Here is an 18,294-nt window from a genome sequence, read left to right as displayed (position 1 = left end):
GGCCGGATAAGACGCTGCTGCGTCGCCATCCGGCATCTCATTGATTACTGCATGCCGCGCGTTTGCAAAAACAGGATGGTGGCAGCAACGCGAGAGCGCACGTTCAGTTTGCGCAGCAGGTTGCGAATATGCACCTTCACCGTCTGTTCGGAAATATTCAGCACCGATGCAATCTGTTTATTCGACAGCCCCTGAGCCAGCTCATGCAACACATCCAGTTCACGTTCGGTGAGAATGCTGAACGGATCTTCTTGAGCGCCGAACAGGTCGCGTTCGCGCAGATATTCACTGACGCGTGTGCTAAAAGCTTTACCGCCTTTGGCTCCGCTGCGAATGGCCTCCAGCAGGACTTCAGGATCGCTGTCTTTAAGCAAATAACCATCCGCGCCGGCATCAATTAGGGCGTACACATCGCTGGCGGCATCCGAAACGGTAAGAATAATAATTTGCGCAGTGACGCCATCCCGGCGCAGCGCATTCAGGGTATCCAGTCCGCTCATCCCTTTCATATTGAGATCTAACAGGATCACATCAAGGTCCAGGCGGTTTGCCAGATCGATAGCGCTGGCACCATCACCCGCTTCCGCGACTACGTTAAATGCGGGATCCAGTTGCAATAATTGACTAATTCCTCGCCGCATTAGTGGGTGGTCGTCAACAATCAGCACCCGAAAAGGCGTTGCTTCAGGCATACTATTCTCCTGAGTTTTTATTAGTATCATTATTGTTTTCAGCGCATCAATCGTCCAGATTCATCACGCTGATGAGAGGATAAATTTTACCCCAATTTGTGCATGGGTAAGTAGTAAAACCTGTGCTGAAGGTAGTGGTAATACTCAGGAAGACGGAATCGCAGACATAAAAAAACCAACCACAAGGGTTGGTTTTTCCGGGATTTTTGGTCGGCACGAGAGGATTTGAACCTCCGACCCCCGACACCCCATGACGGTGCGCTACCAGGCTGCGCTACGTGCCGACGCTATGGCTGCTAATACTACTGCTTTCCGCTGCGAATGCAAGAGGATGCTTCGCTAACTGATTTATAATTAATCAGTTAGCGATAAATCGTTTCTCGTCCGTCAGAACCTGTAGCAGCAGGCTTAGCTGTGGTTTCTGATCTTTTATTTTCTCGCCGCGTAAATCATAGGTTTGATAATTACCGTTGTTATTCAGCACCAGCGTCATTTCTGGCGTGGTAACGGCCATCGTGCTGCCGTCGGCGGCGGTAACCCAGTAATGACGGCGGGTTGCATTGAACAGATCCTGCCCCTGCGAGTACTCGTTAGCTGGCGTGCTGACGTGCAACAGGCGCTGCATAAGCGTTGTCATCAGGTCTGTATGATCGGTCAGGCTATTGATGCGCTGGGCAGGCGTTCCCGGCCAGTGAATAACCAGAGGCACCTGCAGATGACCGCGTGACCAGGCAAAATTGTTCTCTTCCTGCGTCAGCGGCACACCGCGTCCTGCGGTAATAATCACCACCGTGTTGTTCAGTTTGCCGGAGTCGCGCAGGGCGCTAAGCACGCGGTTGATGTTGGCATCCACATCCTGAGCGGCGTTGGCATAGCGTCTGGCAAAGTTCTTCTGGTTGCTGTCATCAAGGTTCGTGCCGTTAAAGGAGACCCACGAGAACCAGCGATTATCTTCCTGCGCGTAGCGTCCCAGCCAGTTAATCCACTGGCTTGCGGTTTGTTCATCAGATTGTGTTTGCACGCTCGGCATGGAGAAATCTGACAGCAGCGCCTGGCGATAAAGCGGGCTGGTAAAGCCATCCGAGGAGAACAGCCCTAACTGATAACCCTGCTGATTCAGTGCAGAAATCAGCGCCGCAGGCGTTCGGGTCGACAAAATGCCGTCCATGTAGCTTGGTGAGACACCGTAGAACAGGCCGAAGATCCCGTTATCCGTGGTGTTGCCGGAACTCATGTGACGCGTAAAGGAGATATTTTGCCCGGCGAATTCAGCCAGCGCAGGCATCTGCTTTTCAAAGCGTGAGTAGTTCAGGCCGTCGACGGTGATCAGCAGGACGTTCTGACCAGTGCCCATATCACGATAGCGCAGTTCGCTAAGCGGGTATTGCACGGAAACCGCTTCCGGATTGCCCTGTTCGATCAGGCGACGCTGATACTCTTGCGCGTCCAGCAGGCCATGTTTTTCCAGGAACTTACGTGCCGTCATCGGGTAGGAGAGCGGCAGGTTCGCGCGCTGCATAGTAATCGGGCGATAGAAATTGGCATCTGCCCAGATATACACCACGTGCGAGGCGATAAAGGAAACGAAGAAGAATGCGGCTAACGGTTTAGCAAAATGTCGACGACGCGTCAGGCTGCGCAGCTTTTGCCAGCTCCAGGTCGCAAACAGCATTTCAATTAACAGGATAACCGGCACGCTGATAAACATCAGCTGCCAGTCACGCGCCGCTTCGTTCTGGTCAGGGTTGATGACCAGTTCCCAGACAATCGGATTGAGGTGCAGGTGGAAGCGGGTGAAAACTTCGCTATCGATGAGCAACAGCGTCATGCCTGCCGTCGCCAGAATAGCTGATAAGAATCGCATCAGCCTCTGGGACATGACGATAAACGTCAGGGGAAACAGGATCAGCAGATAGGTGGCGAACACCAGAAAGCTAAAATGCCCGACAACGCTCAGGTAGGAATATACACGACCTGCAAGGGTTGTCGGCCAGTCGGCGACAAACAGGTAACGGCTACCGAGCACCATGGCCAACAGAATGTTGAACAAGGCAAACCAGTGCCCCCAGCTAACCATCTGGGAGACTTTCTCACGGTAGCGCTGACGATGAGTTACCATAAACTGTTGTTCGTTTCCCCGGAGCAGGCTCTTAATGCGCTTGGTCGTCGTTTACCGAAGACTGCAATGCGCGGGCAAAAGAGTTGGCAATCGCCTGGCGCTGGGCCGGTGCGATGCTTGTATTGATAAGGTTAGTCACCATATTTCCCAGTACCATCAGGGAAAGGTCGGTCGGCGCCTTATGTTTTTCCAGTACGTTGAGCATCTCATTCAGCAGTTGTTCAACGTGTTCGTCACTATAGCGGGAAATTTGTGGCATAAATCGAAATCAGTCTGTTCATGAAAGGGCAACATATTACCGTACGGACAGTTTTTTTTCTGCTTTTTTATCTTCTATTGCGTCACTGCCCGGCAGGTGGTTGAATACCGCCCGGTCTAAAAGGAGAGTTTATCATGAGTCTGGATATCAACCAGATTGCCCTGCACCAGCTTATCAAACGCGACGAGCAGAACCTTGAGCTGGTCTTGCGCGATTCATTACTGGAACCGACAGCGACCGTTGTCGATATGATGGCTGAGCTGCATCGGGTATATAGCGCCAAGAATAAAGCTTATGGCCTGTTTAGCGAAGAGAGTGAACTGGCGCAAACGCTGCGTTTACAGCGTCAGGGCGAAGAGGATTTTTTGGCCTTTAGTCGTGCAGCGACAGGGCGTTTGCGGGACGAACTGGCGAAATATCCTTTTGCCGACGGCGGTATTGTTCTGTTCTGCCATTACCGCTATCTGGCGGTAGAGTATCTGTTGGTCGCCGTGCTGAACAATTTAAGCAGTATGCGCGTCAATGAAAATCTGGATATCAACCCAACGCACTATCTGGATATCAATCATGCGGATATCGTGGCGCGTATTGATTTAACCGAGTGGGAAACCAACCCGGAGTCCACGCGCTATCTGACGTTTCTGAAAGGGCGGGTAGGGCGCAAAGTCGCCGATTTCTTTATGGACTTCCTCGGTGCCAGCGAAGGTCTTAATGCCAAAGCGCAAAACCGTGGGCTGCTGCAGGCGGTCGATGACTTTACCAATGAGGCGCAACTCGACAAAGCCGAACGCCAGAACGTGCGTCAGCAGGTGTACAGCTACTGTAACGAGCAGTTGCAGGCTGGTGAAGAGATTGAGCTGGAATCACTGTCCAAAGAGCTTTCCGGCGTCAGTGAAATTAGCTTCAGCGAATTTACCGCTGATAAAGGCTACGAGCTGGAAGAGAGCTTCCCGGCGGATCGCAGCACGTTGCGTCAGTTAACCAAATTTGCCGGCAGCGGCGGTGGGTTAACCATTAATTTCGACGCCATGTTACTTGGCGAGCGTATTTTCTGGGATCCGGCGACGGACACCTTGACCATCAAAGGTACGCCGCCGAACCTGCGCGATCAGCTCCAGCGTCGCACGTCGGGCGGGAAATAAACCGTGAATGTCGGATGGCAGCGTAAAGCCCTATCCGGCCCACGGATAAACCCCATAAAAAAACCCCGCCGGGGCGGGGTTTTTCTTCAACTTCCAGGCGATTACGCGCGAACGAAGTCGATGTGAGACAGCTTCGGCTTGAACGGGTGACGCTGTACAGCCTGAGCTTTAACTTTAACTTCTTTACCGTCAACAACGATGGTCAGAACTTCGCTGTAGAATTCAGCTTTAGCTTGCATGTTCATAACTGCATCGTGATCCAGTTCGATAGCAATCGGGGCTTCTGCGCCACCGTAGATGATTGCCGGGAACTTGTTAGCGGCACGCAGGCGGCGGCTCGCACCCTTACCCTGCTCTTTACGTACTTCAGCGTTGATAGTAAACATTTAAATCTCTCTTTAATAATTCCTGCTACAGGCGACCCAGCAACAGGTAAGTGATCTGCTTTGCGTATGCAAAAGCGGGCGAGATTCTATACTCAAACGGCTGGTACATCAATCAAAAGTACGATTAACCGCGTAATTCATGTGCCCGGCGAAAGCGACCTTCATAATCGAAGACCTTTTCACGCACCTGCCAGTACTGACCTTTCATACGCGCCACCACGAAATCAGGATGACGTAACAGCGCCTGCTGGGCGAGGATATCGGCGGCGGTTATCCAGCGTAAGGGAATGCCAGGCGTTCGGGTGTGCGGGCGAATAAACAGTTGTTCGAAGGCCGTTCGCTGCGCGGGAGTGTGCAGGCGAAAGCGTTCGCTGACGTCGGCGCCATCCTCATCGTAATAGGTGATTTTCAGCCATTCGCCTTTTTCATCCAGGCCATTTTGTAACACCATACCGCTACAGCGCAGAACCAGCGCATCTTTGAGTCTGAGCGCGGCTTTCAGCATGTCATCCGGGTCGACCAGCACCGTGTCGCACTCCCGACAACGGCGGGCGGCGATATCATTTTCCGCATTGCACTGTGGGCAGTTTTTAAAACGGAAACGAAAATCACACTGTTCGCGATGGCCGTCATCATCTTCAAACCATCCCTGGCAGCGGCGGCCAAAATGTTCAATCAGCGTGCCGTCAGCCGTTGTTTTGCCCCAGAAGGTGTTGGCAAACCCGCAGGCAGGACAGAATACCTGTACCGGAACGTTGTCGCTTTTTCCTTTCGGCGCTCCCACTTCCGGCGCGTACAGATCGTGTGGGTTGCCGGCGTAATCGAGGATCAGACAGTCGGTTTTACCCGGAGCAAGGCGCAGCCCACGACCGACAATTTGTTGGTAAAGGCTAACTGACTCTGTTGGGCGCAGAATAGCGATAAGGTCGACGTGCGGGGCATCGAAGCCGGTGGTCAGGACCGACACATTCACCAGATAGCGAAAGCGCTGAGCTTTGAACTCTTCAATCAGCACGTCGCGCTCAGCGCCTGGCGTATCTCCGGTGATTAGCGCGGCGTCGTCAGCGGGCAGCAGGCCCAGAATTTCTTTGGCGTGCTCAACGGTGGCGGCGAAAATCATCACCCCTTTGCGCGTCTGGGCAAACTCGACAATCTGGCTGATGATATGCGGCGTTATTCGCTGCTGTTTTTTCAATTCCTGATTCAGGTCCGCTTCGCTAAACAGGCCGTTACTCTGCGCCTGCAGGCGGCTGAAGTCATATTGTACTACCGGCATGTCGAGGCGTTCTGGCGGCGTCAGGTAGCCGTGTTTAATCATGTAACGCAGCGGTAATTCATAAATGCAGTCGCGAAACAGCGCTTTTTCATCGCCGCGCACCATACCGTGATAATGAAAATGATAAATCCAGCCTTTACCCAAACGAAAAGGCGTGGCGGTAAGCCCGAGCAGGCGTAAGTGGGGATTTACTTTAGTCAGGTGAGTGAGGATTTGCTGATACTGACTCTCTTCATCATCGCCAATGCGATGGCATTCATCGACGATAAGCAGCGAGAACTCTCCCTGAAAGGCGTCCAGATTACGCGCCACCGACTGTACGCTGCCAAACACCACTTTTCCGTGGCTCTCTTTACGCTTCAGCCCGGCAGCAAAAATATCGGCCTCCAGCCCTAACGCGCAATATTTGGCGTGGTTTTGCGCGACCAGTTCTTTGACGTGTGCCAGTACCAGCACGCGACCACGTGCCACGCGGGCCAGTTCCGCTATCACCAGGCTTTTGCCTGCGCCAGTTGGCAGGACGATAACCGCCGGCGTGCGGTGGTGGCGAAAATGGTTGAGCGTGGCGTCCACGGCTTCTTTTTGGTACGGGCGAAGAGTAAAAATCATGGGCTCATTAAGGTAAACAGCAACAATGTATAGTATGCCATGAATCATTTCCCTTGAGGGATGGTGTAACGCCGCTATACTGGGCGGATAATAGTCCAACTTGTCGGGCGCAAACCCGCTTCTCGTATTTTTACAGGCAAAAATCACACTCATGCGACTTGATAAATTTATCGCTCAGCAACTCGGCGTCAGCCGCGCTATTGCCGGGCGTGAGATCCGTGCTAACCGCGTTACCGTAGACGGTGAAATCGTCAGAAATAGCGCTTTTAAGCTGCTGCCAGAACACGACGTAGAATATGACGGTAATTCCCTGGCTCAGCAAAATGGCCCGCGCTATTTTATGCTGAATAAGCCTCAGGGTTATGTTTGCTCAACGGATGACCCCGATCACCCGACGGTCCTCTATTTCCTTGATGAACCGGTTGCCTACAAACTGCATGCGGCAGGGCGTCTGGATATCGACACTACCGGACTGGTGCTGATGACCGATGACGGACAGTGGTCGCATCGCATCACGTCGCCACGTCACCATTGTGAGAAAACCTATCTGGTGACGCTGGAGTCGCCAGTGGCAGACGATACCGCCGAACAGTTTGCCCGTGGCGTACAGTTGCATAACGAAAAAGACCTGACCAAACCGGCCGTGCTGGAAGTCATTACGCCAACTCAGGTGCGATTGACCATCAGTGAAGGGCGCTATCATCAGGTTAAACGTATGTTTGCCGCCGTGGGTAACCACGTTGTGGAACTGCACCGTGAACGGATTGGTGACATCAGGCTTGATGATGATCTGGAGCCGGGTCAATACCGTCCGTTGACTGAAGAAGAAATCGCCAGCGTTAACTTAACCCCGCGTTAATTTCAGGAGCTAAATGTGACCACCCGGCAGAACTCGTCAATTGCCATTGTCTTTATCCTTGGCTTATTAGCCATGCTGATGCCGTTGTCGATTGATATGTATCTTCCGGCGCTGCCTGTTATCTCTGAACAGTTTGGTGTGCCTGCAGGTAGCGCGCAGATGACCCTCAGCACCTATATTCTTGGGTTCGCGGTGGGGCAGTTGCTGTATGGTCCAATGGCTGACAGCATTGGGCGCAAGCCGGTTATTCTGGGCGGGACGCTGGTATTTGCGGCGGCGGCAGTTGCCTGTGCGCTGGCGCAAACTATCGATCAACTGATCGTCATGCGTTTCTTCCATGGTCTGGCGGCTGCGGCGGCGAGCGTGGTTATCAACGCCCTGATGCGCGATATCTATCCGAAGGAAGAGTTTTCACGCATGATGTCATTTGTCATGCTGGTCACGACAATTGCGCCGCTGTTAGCGCCCATCGTAGGCGGTTGGGTGCTGGTATGGCTGAGCTGGCACTACATCTTTTGGATCCTCGCCGTGGCGGCTATTCTGGCATCGGTGATGATCTTTACGCTGATTAAAGAGACCTTACCGGTAGAGCGTCGTCAGCCGTTTCGCCTGCGTACTACTCTTGGCAATTTTGCCTCGCTGTTTCGCCATAAACGCGTACTGAGCTATATGCTGGCCAGTGGGTTCAGCTTTGCCGGGATGTTCTCGTTCCTGAGCGCGGGACCTTTTGTCTATATTGAGATCAACCACGTTTCGCCGCAGCATTTCGGTTATTACTTCGCGCTGAATATTGTTTTCCTGTTCGTGATGACCATCATCAACAGCCGCTTTGTTCGTCGGGTTGGCGCATTGAATATGTTCCGTACCGGCCTGTGGATCCAGTTCGTGATGGCGGGCTGGATGGTCTTTAGCGCACTGTTCGGGGTTGGTTTCTGGGCGCTGGTGCTGGGTGTTGCGGTGTTCGTTGGCTGTGTGTCGATGGTGTCATCCAACGCCATGGCGGTTATTCTGGATGAATTTCCGCATATGGCGGGAACGGCGTCATCGTTGGCTGGGACATTCCGCTTCGGCATTGGCGCTATCGTTGGGGCGCTGTTATCTCTGGCAACCTTTAACTCGGCCTGGCCAATGATATGGTCGATAGCGTTTTGCGCTACCAGTTCAATTCTCTTCTATCTCTACGCCAGTCGCGCCAAAAAACGGTGATCTATTACACAACCTGGGGGTCATAAGGCCTCCAGAGTTGATGTACATCAACCGCAAATCTATCATTTCCCCTGCTTATGTTTATTTTATGTAAAATCAATTTATGTAAAAAGTCACATCATTGTAGTTAAAAAGGTTGAGTTAGATCGCAGAAACGAGTACATATAGCGCGGAAATATGCCAGAACCGTTGAATAAATTTAAATAGTGGGTTCGGAAAACGGCATAACGACAGGGTGTAAACGTTTACCAACTGTTTAAAGACGTATTGTCAATGATGTGTTAATATTGATGTAAAATAATTGTGAAGTAATTGTACTTCCAGGGAAAGAAAGTGATGACATTACAACTCTCAATCGTTCATCGTCTGCCGCAGTGCTATCGTTGGTCGGTGGGTTTCGCAGGTTCAAAAGTTGAACCGATTCCGCACAACGGTCAGAGCAATGAGAACAGCCTGGTGGCGCTCAAATTGCTTAGCCCTGATGGTGACAGCGCATGGTCAGTCATGCATAAACTCAGCCAGGCCCTCAGCGACATTGAGGTACCTTGTTCTGTACTGGAATGCGAAGGAGAGCCGTGCCTGTTTGTGAATCGTCAGGATGAATTTGCCGCGACCTGCAGGCTGAAAAATTTCGGCGTGGCTATCGCAGAGCCGTTTTCAAATAACAATCCGTTTTGAGCGTCAGCTTAGCGCAAGCAGCTGACGCGTATATGCCTGTTGTGGCGCGTTAAATACGTGCTCGCATTGTCCTTGTTCCACGACCTCTCCCTGCCTTAGTACAATAACCTGATGGCATAACGCGCGTACTACGTGCAAATCATGGCTGATAAAGATATAAGCCAGGCGATGCTTTTCCTGTAACGACTTTAACAACGTCAGGATTTGCGCCTGTACGGTTCTGTCGAGCGACGATGTTGGTTCATCCAGAATGATCAGGGAAGGCTTGAGAATCAACGCTCTGGCAATGGCTATACGTTGACGTTGGCCGCCGGAAAACTCCGCCGGATAACGATGCCGCGTTTCGCTATCCAGACCCACTTCCGCCATTACCGCTTTCACCTGCGCTTCGCGCTGTTCGGCTGACAGGGTTGGCTGATGAACGCGTAACCCCTCCTCAATAATCTGTAGCACGCTCAGGCGCGGGTTCAGCGAGGAATTGGGATCCTGAAAAACCACCTGAATGCGGTGACGGACCGGCAACAGCTGGCGACGATTTAAGGTATGTAGCGCCAGACCATCGAACACAATGCTACCCTGTGAGGTGATAAGTCTCAGCAGCGCCAGCCCGGTAGTACTTTTCCCCGATCCAGATTCCCCAACCAGCCCCAGCGTTTCACCGGGCCGGAGGGAAAAACTGACGTTATTAACGACGACGTTATGGTCCACCACGCGCTTCAGAATACCTTTGCGGATGGGAAAGGCGACGCGGAGTTTCTCCACTTCCAGCAGCGGAGCTTGCCCAGCAGGTACAGGCACCGGATCGCCGGAAGGTTCGCTGTTTAACAATTTCTGCGTGTAGGGATGCGTTGGCGCAGCCAACAGCTGTGCTACTCGATTTTGCTCAACGCACTGGCCGTTTTGCATGACTGCAACGGTATCGGCCAGCTTTTTCACAATGCTCAGGTTGTGGGTGATGAACAGTAATCCCATGTTCAGCTCACGCTGCAACTCTCGCAGCAACTGCAGGATCTGCGCCTGTACCGAAACGTCCAGCGCGGTGGTCGGTTCATCGGCAATAAGCAGCTCCGGTCGTGTTAGCAGCGCCATGGCGATCATCACACGCTGGCGTTCACCGCCGGACAGCTGGTGCGGGTAGTCTGCAAGACGTTTGGCCGCCTGACGGATGCCAACGCGATCCAGACAGGTCAGAATCTCGGCCCGTGCAGCCTCGCGACGCATCCCCCGATGCAGCGACAGCACTTCATAAAGCTGTTTTTCCAGGTTGTGGAGCGGGTTCAGTGACACCATCGGCTCCTGGAAAATCATGGCGATTTTATTCCCTCGTACGCCGCGAAGCGTCTGCTCGTTGGCGTGAAGTAATGATTCTCCATGAAAACGAATGTCGCCGGAAAGGTAGACTACCGGAGGGGAGGGTAATAACCGTAAAATAGAAAGCGCGGTCACGCTTTTACCCGAACCAGATTCACCCACCAGCGCCAGAGTTTGTCCGGCATCAACCCGCAGTGAGAGGGCGTTGACGACGGTGCGCACGGTCTCTTGTTGGCGAAAACCTACCGATAAATTCTCAATAGCTAACAGCGGTTGTGTCATCTTAAATCGCCTTATTGGGATCGAACGCGTCGCGTACTGCTTCACCGATGAAGATCAGTAGCGATAATAGCAGAGCGACGGAGATGAACGCGGTGATCCCAAGCCACGGTGCCTGCAGGTTGTTTTTACCCTGCAACAGGAGTTCTCCGAGCGATGGCGAGCCAAGCGGTAAACCGAACCCAAGAAAATCCAGCGAGGTCAGGGTGGTTATCGAGGCGCATAATATAAACGGTAAAAATGTCAGGGCGGCGACCATCGCGTTGGGCAGCATATGACGCAGAATAATACTGCTATCGCTTACGCCAAGCGCCTGAGCGGCACGAATGTAATCAAAGTTTCGGGTACGTAAAAACTCCGCGCGCACCACGCCAACCAGGCTCATCCAGCCAAACAGCACGGTAATGCCCAGCAGCCACCAGAAGTTAGGCTGGACCACGCTCGACAGCAGAATGATCAGAAACAGCGTTGGCATTCCTGACCAAACTTCAATGAATCGTTGCCCCCACAGATCCACCTTGCCGCCATAGTAGCCCTGGATTGCGCCAGCCATGATCCCCATCACGCTGGAGCACAGGGTTAGCATTAATCCAAACAGGACAGAAATACGTGTGCCGTAGAGGATCCGCGCCAGCACGTCACCGCCATTGGCGTCTGTGCCCAGCCAGTTTTGTGCCGAAGGCGGGGAAGGGAAGGGCTTATCGGTGGCAAAGTTAATGCTGGTGGCCCCAAAGCGGATTGGTGCCCACAGGATCCAGCCCTGGTTTTCCAGGCGTTGCTGTAGCCACGGATCCTGATAATCAGCCTGGGTCGCCAGCGGTCCGCCGAAATCGCTTTCGCTGTAGTTTTTGAACAGCGGGAAATACCAGCTATTGTCGTAGCGCACCAGCAGCGGCTTATCATTGGCAATCAGTTCTGAACACAGGCTAAGACCGAACAGCACCAGAAAAATCCACAGCGACCAGTAGCCGCGACGGTTGTGGCGAAAGCGCGCCCAGCGAGCCTGATTAACGGGGCTTAATCGCGACATTAGCGTCCCTCAAAATCAATACGGGGATCGACCAGCGTATAGCTGATGTCGCTGAGGATATTCAGCAGCAGACCGATCAGGGTGAAAATATAGAGCGTGCCGAACATCACCGGGTAGTCGCGTGATACGGTGGATTCATAACCCAGAAGTCCCAGACCGTTAAGCGAGAACATCACTTCAATCAGCAGTGAGCCGGTAAAAAACATGCTGATAAACGTCGCCGGAAAGCCAGCGATCACCAGCAACATGGCATTGCGAAACACATGTTTCCACAGAATATTTTTCTCGCTGACACCTTTGGCGCGCGCGGTGACGACATACTGCTTGCGTACCTCATCCAGAAATGAGTTTTTGGTCAACATGGTCAGCGCGGCAAACCCGCCAACCACCGTCGCCAGCACCGGTAGGGTAATATGCCAAAGGTAGTCGGTCACTTTCTGATACCAGGGCAGGGAGTCAAAATTGGCGGAAACCAGCCCGCGAAGCGGGAACAGGTCGTAGTAGCTTCCCCCGGCAAAAAAGACAATCAGCAAAATGGCAAACAGAAAGGCCGGTATGGCATAGCCGATAATAATAAATGCGCTGCTCCAGACATCAAATCGGCTGCCATTGTGTACCGCTTTGCGGATCCCAAGCGGGATCGACACCAGATAAATGATGAGCGTACTCCACAGCCCAAGCGTAACGGAAACAGGCAGGCTGTCTTTGATAAGCGTCAGCACTGAGGCGCTACGAAACAGGCTATCGCCGAAATCGAAACGAACATAGTCCCAGAGCATTTTGAAATAACGCTCATGAATAGGCTTATCGAACCCGTAGCGGCGAGTGATTTCGGCGATAACCTCCGGATCCAGACCCCGTCCGCCTCGATAATTACTGTCGCTGATGTTTCCAACGCCGGTTTGCGCGTGGCTGGCGCGAACGCCTTCGCTGCCCGCGCCGGGTAATGCCCCGCTTTGCCCGAACTCAATAGCGGCGACGGCCTGCTCAACCGGGCCGCCGGGGGCGATTTGCACGATAAAAAAGTTGATGGTGATGATGGCCCAAAGCGTTGGGATCACCAGCAGCAGACGTCGAATCAGATAAGCGCCCATTTATTCTCCCTGCCGCCTGGCTGCGGGCAGCTTCTCCGCTTTATTGACGTCATACCACCAGTTGTCGAGGCCAATAGTATAAATTGGGCGAATAGCAGGATGCGAAAATTTATCCCACCATGCAATGCGATCCTCTGCCATGAACCACATCGGCAACATGTAGTAGTTCCAGGTTAATACCCTGTCCAGTGCGCGGCCCAGCGGGATCAGCTTGGCTTTATCACCTTGTGCCGCGATGATCTGACCGATCAGTTTATCAATCACCGGGCTTTGCACTCCTGGAGCGTTATAGCTGGAGTCAATATAGTCAGAGGCCCAAAGAATTTGCAGGTCGGAGCTCGGCCACGGCATTGCGCGATACAACCTTGGCATCATGTCATAGTCGCGACTGCGCAGGCGGTTTGTGATTTGTGAGTTATCCACCTGGCGGATATTCATTGTAATGCCCAGGCGCTGCAGGTTGTGCTGGAACGGCAGCACCCACTGACTGTTGCTGCCCGCCGGGAGCAACAGTTCAAAGCTCAGAGGTTTACCGCTGGTGCTGTTTACGCGCTGCTGTCCCTTTAAGACCCATCCGGCCTGTTCCAGTAAGGTATCGGCTTTCAACAGGTTGTCACGATCGTAGCCATCGCCTTTTGATTTTGGCGGCTGGTATATTTGGCTAAAGACCTCAGGGGGGAGATCTTTTTTCAAAGGCGCGAGTATCACCAGTTCATCCGCATCGGGGTATTTTGTCGCGGCATATTCGGTATTCTGAAAATAGCTGTTGGTCCGGCTCCAGGCGTTATAGAACAGCGCTTTATTCATCCATTCAAAATCAAAGGCCAGCGTGATGGCTTCCCGCACCCGCCGGTCGCTGAACACCGGTCGCTGAATATTAAATGCCAGCCAGCGGGTATCCTGGGCGGATTCGTTTTTTTGCTCATCTTTGATGATGTAATGATTGGCGAAATTTTTCCCGGTATAACGCGTTGCCCAGTTTTTGGCATCGTTTTCAAGACGCAGGTCAAACGCCCCAGCCTTAAACGCTTCAAAGGCGACGTTGTCATCCAGATAGTAGTCGTAGCGAATGGTATCAAAGTTCCAGCGCCCGCGGTTAACTGGCAGGTTCGCGGCCCAATAATCTTTGACGCGTGAATAGACTATATACTGACCCATCTTCCATTTCGCGATGCGATAAGGGCCGCTGGCGAGCGGAGGCGATGATAAGGGATCGCTGAGCTTATGATCTTTCCAGTACTTCTCTGGCATCACGGGTAATGAAAACAGGCTGAGCATGTCCTCTTTACCCGGCTTGGCTAATTCAATGCGTACGGTTAATGGCGCGATCGCTTTTACCGTTGTTCCCTTATAGACCAGACGAAACTGCGGCACGCCTTCAGTCATAAATTTGTGGAAGGTGAATGCGACATCGCTGGCGGTAATGGGGGAGCCATCGTGAAAACGCGCCCGCGGATTGATGGCGATTTCTACCCAGGAATAGTCGTCAGCATAGCGTGCGCTGTCGGCGATGAGCGGATAGTAGCTGCCAGGTTCGTCGTCGGAGGTGGTAAACAGCGTGTCGTAAAGCGTTTCGGTACGTGCACCGGGGTTACCGCGCATCGCATAGCGGTTGAAGTTATCGAAGGTGCCGATGGCGGAGAGGGTGATTTGCCCGCCTTTGGGGGCAGCAGGGTTCACGTAATCAAAGTGATTAAAGTTAAACGCGTACTTCGGTTCGCCCAGTACGGCAAAAGCATAGCTTTCTTTGATGGACTGCGCCTCGGCGCTAAACCCGATGAGGGCGATGAACAGAAGCAATACGCGAGGGATCATTAAAAGCGATTTCCTTTTCCTGCTACAACCCGACGGGCATCATGCCTGAAAGATAAGGGATGTAGCGGCGAGTGAGAGTTTATGATTCGCATACTGCGATCACCACGTCGGCTTATTGGGCTGTGCCATCCAACGCACGAAATCAGCAAGCTTTAATGGTCGGCTAATCCAGTATCCCTGGAAAAAATGCACCCCACGATCGCGCAGCCAACGGGCTTGCTCAGGCGTTTCAACCCCTTCAGCAACCGTCAGCATATTAAGACGCTTAGAGAGTGTCAACACAGCGTCCAGAACCGGAGAGGTCAGGGTCTCTGTTCCGATGGCGTTAATAAAGCCGCGATCGATTTTCAGATAGTCAACGGTAAAGCGTTCCAGATAAATCAGTGCGCTATGACCGGTGCCAAAATCGTCAATGGCAATTTCAAAACCTGCTGAATGAAGCCATTCAAATAGCTTCGTGGCCTCGTGTTGATTGAGCATATCCCGTTCGGTGATTTCCAGCACCATCTGGAAATGGTTTGCGGGAAGCGAAGCCTGCAGGCGATGAATGTCGTCTTTAAACGTTTCGCCGTGCAGATGCGTTGGCGCGATGTTGATCCCCAATTTTGCGCCAGCGGGTAAGACTTTTTGCAGCATCGGCGCGTCCTGCGCAATCAACTTAAAGAGATGCTGGGTCAGCGGGACAATCATTTTCTGTGATTCGGCGTAGTGAATGAAGGCGTCCGGCGGGATTTCACCCGTTGTCGGATGATTCCAGCGTAATAACACCTCGGCACCTTTCACCTCGAGCGTTTGCACCTCTACAACGGGCTGGTACACCACATAAAATTGGTTATGTTTGATAGCGTTGAGGATATCTTTGCCCGGGCGTAAACGGATGGTGTAGATGTAATACCAGAGAAGAAGAGCGGCAATAATCCCCGCCATACACCCCAACATAATCGAATACCAGACGTCGGTGTAGGTCCACTCATCGGCATATAAACGAATCTGTAGCGGGATACCTTCCAGACTCGCCTGCCGCCAGCGAGATTTAGGCAGGGCGGAGACATCAATAATCCGTGATGAAAATGTCGAAATTGCGTTATCACCGACGACGATGGCAATGCCGTCAAAATCATCCTGTCGGGCGGTATAAAGCAGGTAAGGAGCCAGATTAATATTCAGTGAGGTAAACACGCCGCTGTCAGTAAACGATGGGTTGCGGTGCCAAATCATTATCGCCGGCTTGTTCGGCATCATGGGCGTGCCGGGGAGTAATTCCACGTCAATAGTTCTGCTGATATCAAGGCTTGGGACCAGATCTAAAATCGGGGTGAACATTGAACCCGTTGCGGAGGAGCAGAAAGCAATGCCGTTTTTGACCAGTAAAAATGCGCGGACGTTGAGGCTAAAGGCCGCGCTGGAGGTCAGTTTAGCGCCGACTTGTTGGCAACTGTTGGCGACCAGTGGCTGAAGGGCATCTGTGGTGGTTTGGAGATCGGCAAAGTAGCTACTGACATAATTCTGGATATCGGTAAGGAGCGTGTCGTACTTAACGTCTCGTTTATGCCAGGTCACGAAAAATTGCAGGGTACTCACAAGGAGCGCGACGATAAGCCCCGTTAACATACAGGAAAGCAGGATTTTCCGACCGGATGAAGAGGAGCGTCTGAACATAGTTCCTTATGTTTACCTGAGTTAAGCGCTTATTCTGTATGAATATAACCTGAAATGACTCACCTTGTGAGATTTTTCTTAGTCACGAGGCGAAGCCAAAAAAAAAGCACCGCCGAAGCAGTGCTTTTCAATATGTCTCATCAGGATAGCCAAGGGATAGCTGCCAAACGAAATTAACTGCGGCTCAGGACCCGGCGAGCTTCGTTGTAACGTTTTTTCCAGTAAGGTTCGTTCATGCTGGAAATGATAACGCCACTGCTGGTCGAGGCATGTACGAACTGGTTGTTGCCGATATAAATACCGACGTGACGGCCGGTGGAACCAGCACGGAACAGAACCAGATCGCCTGTGCGCAGGTTAGTGCGCGAAACGGATTTACCCGTTTCCTGTTGTTCGTAGGTTGAGCGAGGAAGCTCTAAACCAAATTGCTCACGGAACGTACGTTGTACGAAGCTTGAACAATCAATACCTTTTTTGGTGCTGCCGCCAAGGCGGTAACGCACGCCTTTCCAGTCAGCATACTGGTCCATAATACGTGATTTAACATCGATATTACGCACCATATTTTCAAATTCATCCTGAGAGGCTTGCAGTGAAGAGTTATCTCCATTGCCCACAGCATGCGTCTCAGAATGCATATTCCTGGCGGTGTTCGTTGTGCTACATGCAGAAAGCAGAACCGCAACTGCTATCGCGGGTATGCCCCGCAAGATATATCTCAAAATCGGTTGAGATTTGACCATTTTGTTTGTTTTCCCTTGAAGTCCTTAACGATAAATATCGTTATAAAAAATGCCAAACGTGACGAGACTAATTACCCTCGCACGATGAGACAATTCTTTAAGGTCAAATCTGTGGCAGAACGCACAAATTTATTCATAAAGAGAATAATTATCCCGCGAGGCAAAACGAGTTCGAGATTACCCGATCGTTCCGGTCATTGCGAGTGATTTTACGTGATTTCTTATAAGAAAAATTGATACAGAAAGTGAATAATCGGTATTGTATAAATTAAGAACAATTGGGGTAAAAAAGACGCAACTAACTCATTTTTAACGTGAATGAGATGACAGGAGAATGACAGCCACAATGATGAAATATCAGTAAGCATCATCAGGGAATCAGAAGTATCCCTGATGATGTTAATTACTCTGCGTTATTTGTTTAAAAATTGTTTGTTTTTGCCCGGCAGGTAATTCGCAAACAGAGTCACTAATCGGTCGCTTAAAGGCGTCATTAGCCACCAGGGCAGACCAATCAGGACGACCGTCATGGAACCGATCACGATATCGGTGAGCCAGTGAGCACCAATCATTACTCGCGGGAAGGCAAAAACCACAGCAATAATAAGGCCGATTATTCCGGCGGTTTTTCCGAAATAACGCAGCATAAATGCGGAAAAAATAAGCAGCATCATACCGTGATCGCCGGGGAAACTGTCTTTGGACGCATCTTTGGTCGGAATATGCAGCAGTTCGCTGACGCGGTAAATATTATCCAGCATCAGAGTGGGGCTGGCGCGTTTAACCGGAATAAGCGCCTGACCTAACTGATTTAATACCACTGCGGTGAGCAGCATAACCAGACCAATAGCGACAATGCGTCGGCGACCTTCCGACGTCTCTTTCAGCCAAAAATGCAGCATCAATGCGCCCATTGCCAGCAATGAGCAGCCATCAAATGCCCGGTTATTGGTAATAGCAACAATCCATAAGAATAGCGGGCTTTCCACCAGCTTCTGATTAAAGAAGCGGAAAACGCCCGTATCTATTGAAGACCAGATCCCATGCCCGGCAGGAAGATACCAGGAAAGAAACAGCGCCAGGCCCGCGATATTAAGCAGGAGGATAAGAGGGTATCGGGTTTTCATCGTCATTTAC

At 51.8% G+C, this 18,294-nt stretch carries 16 protein-coding genes and 1 tRNA gene; 4 read left to right on the top strand and 13 right to left on the bottom strand.

The genetic code is table 11. From position 1 onward, the window contains the following. Positions 1 to 44: 44 nt before the first annotated feature. The 4 genes from narP to OGV77_RS21060 all read right to left on the bottom strand — a co-directional run bounded on the left by narP (position 45) and on the right by OGV77_RS21060 (position 3,070). Positions 45 to 692 carry a nitrate/nitrite response regulator protein NarP gene (gene narP, locus OGV77_RS21075; RefSeq protein WP_016153764.1) on the bottom strand — a complete coding sequence of 216 codons (648 nt, stop codon included), beginning with the start codon at positions 690 to 692 and terminating at the stop codon, positions 45 to 47. Positions 693 to 899: 207 nt separating this feature from the next. Further along, a tRNA-Pro gene (locus OGV77_RS21070) sits at positions 900 to 976 on the bottom strand. A gap of 74 nt (positions 977 to 1,050) precedes the next feature. Next, positions 1,051 to 2,811, bottom strand: a complete 1,761-nt coding sequence (yejM, locus tag OGV77_RS21065) for an LPS biosynthesis-modulating metalloenzyme YejM (protein WP_043016996.1) — start codon at positions 2,809 to 2,811, stop codon at positions 1,051 to 1,053. Positions 2,812 to 2,842: 31 nt separating this feature from the next. After that, complete coding sequence (locus tag OGV77_RS21060) at positions 2,843 to 3,070, bottom strand: YejL family protein (RefSeq protein ID WP_003027506.1); 228 nt, start codon at positions 3,068 to 3,070, stop codon at positions 2,843 to 2,845. Between the two features lie 134 nt (positions 3,071 to 3,204). On the opposite strand from OGV77_RS21060, the gene yejK reads away from it, so the two are divergent. Further along, entirely contained in the window at positions 3,205 to 4,212 is a 1,008-nt protein-coding gene (yejK, locus tag OGV77_RS21055; RefSeq protein ID WP_043016995.1) for a nucleoid-associated protein YejK, read from the top strand. Between the two features lie 101 nt (positions 4,213 to 4,313). Here yejK and rplY read toward each other — a convergent pair whose 3' ends face one another. Continuing rightward, complete coding sequence (gene rplY, locus OGV77_RS21050; RefSeq protein ID WP_003027502.1) at positions 4,314 to 4,598, bottom strand: 50S ribosomal protein L25; 285 nt, start codon at positions 4,596 to 4,598, stop codon at positions 4,314 to 4,316. 124 nt (positions 4,599 to 4,722) lie between these two features. Then, positions 4,723 to 6,483 (bottom strand): DNA repair helicase RadD, encoded by a 1,761-nt coding sequence (gene radD / locus OGV77_RS21045; protein ID WP_087051440.1) that lies wholly within the window; start codon positions 6,481 to 6,483, stop codon positions 4,723 to 4,725. A 151-nt stretch (positions 6,484 to 6,634) separates the two neighbouring features. On the opposite strand from radD, the gene rsuA reads away from it, so the two are divergent. The 3 genes from rsuA (at position 6,635) to OGV77_RS21030 (ending at position 9,226) form a co-directional block, all read left to right on the top strand. Then, entirely contained in the window at positions 6,635 to 7,342 is a 708-nt protein-coding gene (rsuA, locus tag OGV77_RS21040) for a 16S rRNA pseudouridine(516) synthase RsuA (RefSeq protein WP_087051311.1), read from the top strand. A gap of 15 nt (positions 7,343 to 7,357) precedes the next feature. Beyond that, entirely contained in the window at positions 7,358 to 8,548 is a 1,191-nt protein-coding gene (locus OGV77_RS21035) for a Bcr/CflA family multidrug efflux MFS transporter (protein ID WP_087051312.1), read from the top strand. A 333-nt stretch (positions 8,549 to 8,881) separates the two neighbouring features. After that, positions 8,882 to 9,226, top strand: coding sequence for a YejG family protein (locus tag OGV77_RS21030; protein ID WP_087051313.1), 345 nt, complete (start codon positions 8,882 to 8,884; stop codon positions 9,224 to 9,226). A 3-nt stretch (positions 9,227 to 9,229) separates the two neighbouring features. On the opposite strand, the gene yejF is transcribed toward OGV77_RS21030, so the two are convergent. From yejF to OGV77_RS20995, 7 genes are all read right to left on the bottom strand, one after another. Continuing rightward, positions 9,230 to 10,819: a microcin C ABC transporter ATP-binding protein YejF gene (gene yejF / locus OGV77_RS21025; protein WP_087051314.1), complete on the bottom strand. Its 1,590-nt coding sequence runs from the start codon at positions 10,817 to 10,819 to the stop codon at positions 9,230 to 9,232. Position 10,820: 1 nt separating this feature from the next. Continuing rightward, positions 10,821 to 11,846 carry an ABC transporter permease gene (locus tag OGV77_RS21020; protein WP_043016990.1) on the bottom strand — a complete coding sequence of 342 codons (1,026 nt, stop codon included), beginning with the start codon at positions 11,844 to 11,846 and terminating at the stop codon, positions 10,821 to 10,823. Beyond that, positions 11,846 to 12,940 carry a microcin C ABC transporter permease YejB gene (locus tag OGV77_RS21015; protein WP_043016989.1) on the bottom strand — a complete coding sequence of 365 codons (1,095 nt, stop codon included), beginning with the start codon at positions 12,938 to 12,940 and terminating at the stop codon, positions 11,846 to 11,848. Before OGV77_RS21015 ends, OGV77_RS21020 begins: the two co-directional genes overlap by 1 nt. Then, positions 12,941 to 14,755: an extracellular solute-binding protein gene (locus OGV77_RS21010; protein WP_043016988.1), complete on the bottom strand. Its 1,815-nt coding sequence runs from the start codon at positions 14,753 to 14,755 to the stop codon at positions 12,941 to 12,943. 99 nt (positions 14,756 to 14,854) lie between these two features. Continuing rightward, positions 14,855 to 16,414, bottom strand: a complete 1,560-nt coding sequence (locus OGV77_RS21005) for a cyclic di-GMP phosphodiesterase (RefSeq protein ID WP_043016987.1) — start codon at positions 16,412 to 16,414, stop codon at positions 14,855 to 14,857. A gap of 173 nt (positions 16,415 to 16,587) precedes the next feature. After that, positions 16,588 to 17,157 carry a bifunctional murein DD-endopeptidase/murein LD-carboxypeptidase gene (gene mepS, locus OGV77_RS21000; RefSeq protein ID WP_003027474.1) on the bottom strand — a complete coding sequence of 190 codons (570 nt, stop codon included), beginning with the start codon at positions 17,155 to 17,157 and terminating at the stop codon, positions 16,588 to 16,590. A gap of 413 nt (positions 17,158 to 17,570) precedes the next feature. Next, a complete protein-coding gene (locus OGV77_RS20995) occupies positions 17,571 to 18,290 on the bottom strand; it encodes a phosphatase PAP2 family protein (protein WP_087051315.1) in 720 nt (239 codons plus the stop codon). Positions 18,291 to 18,294 lie beyond the last annotated feature (4 nt).

Origin of the sequence: Citrobacter sp. Ce129 (genome assembly GCF_030334545.1) — a bacterium.
Classification (GTDB): Bacteria; Pseudomonadota; Gammaproteobacteria; order Enterobacterales; family Enterobacteriaceae; genus Citrobacter; species Citrobacter europaeus.
Note: the sequence above shows the minus strand (reverse complement) of the source record. Positions and strands in the feature narration are given on the sequence as shown.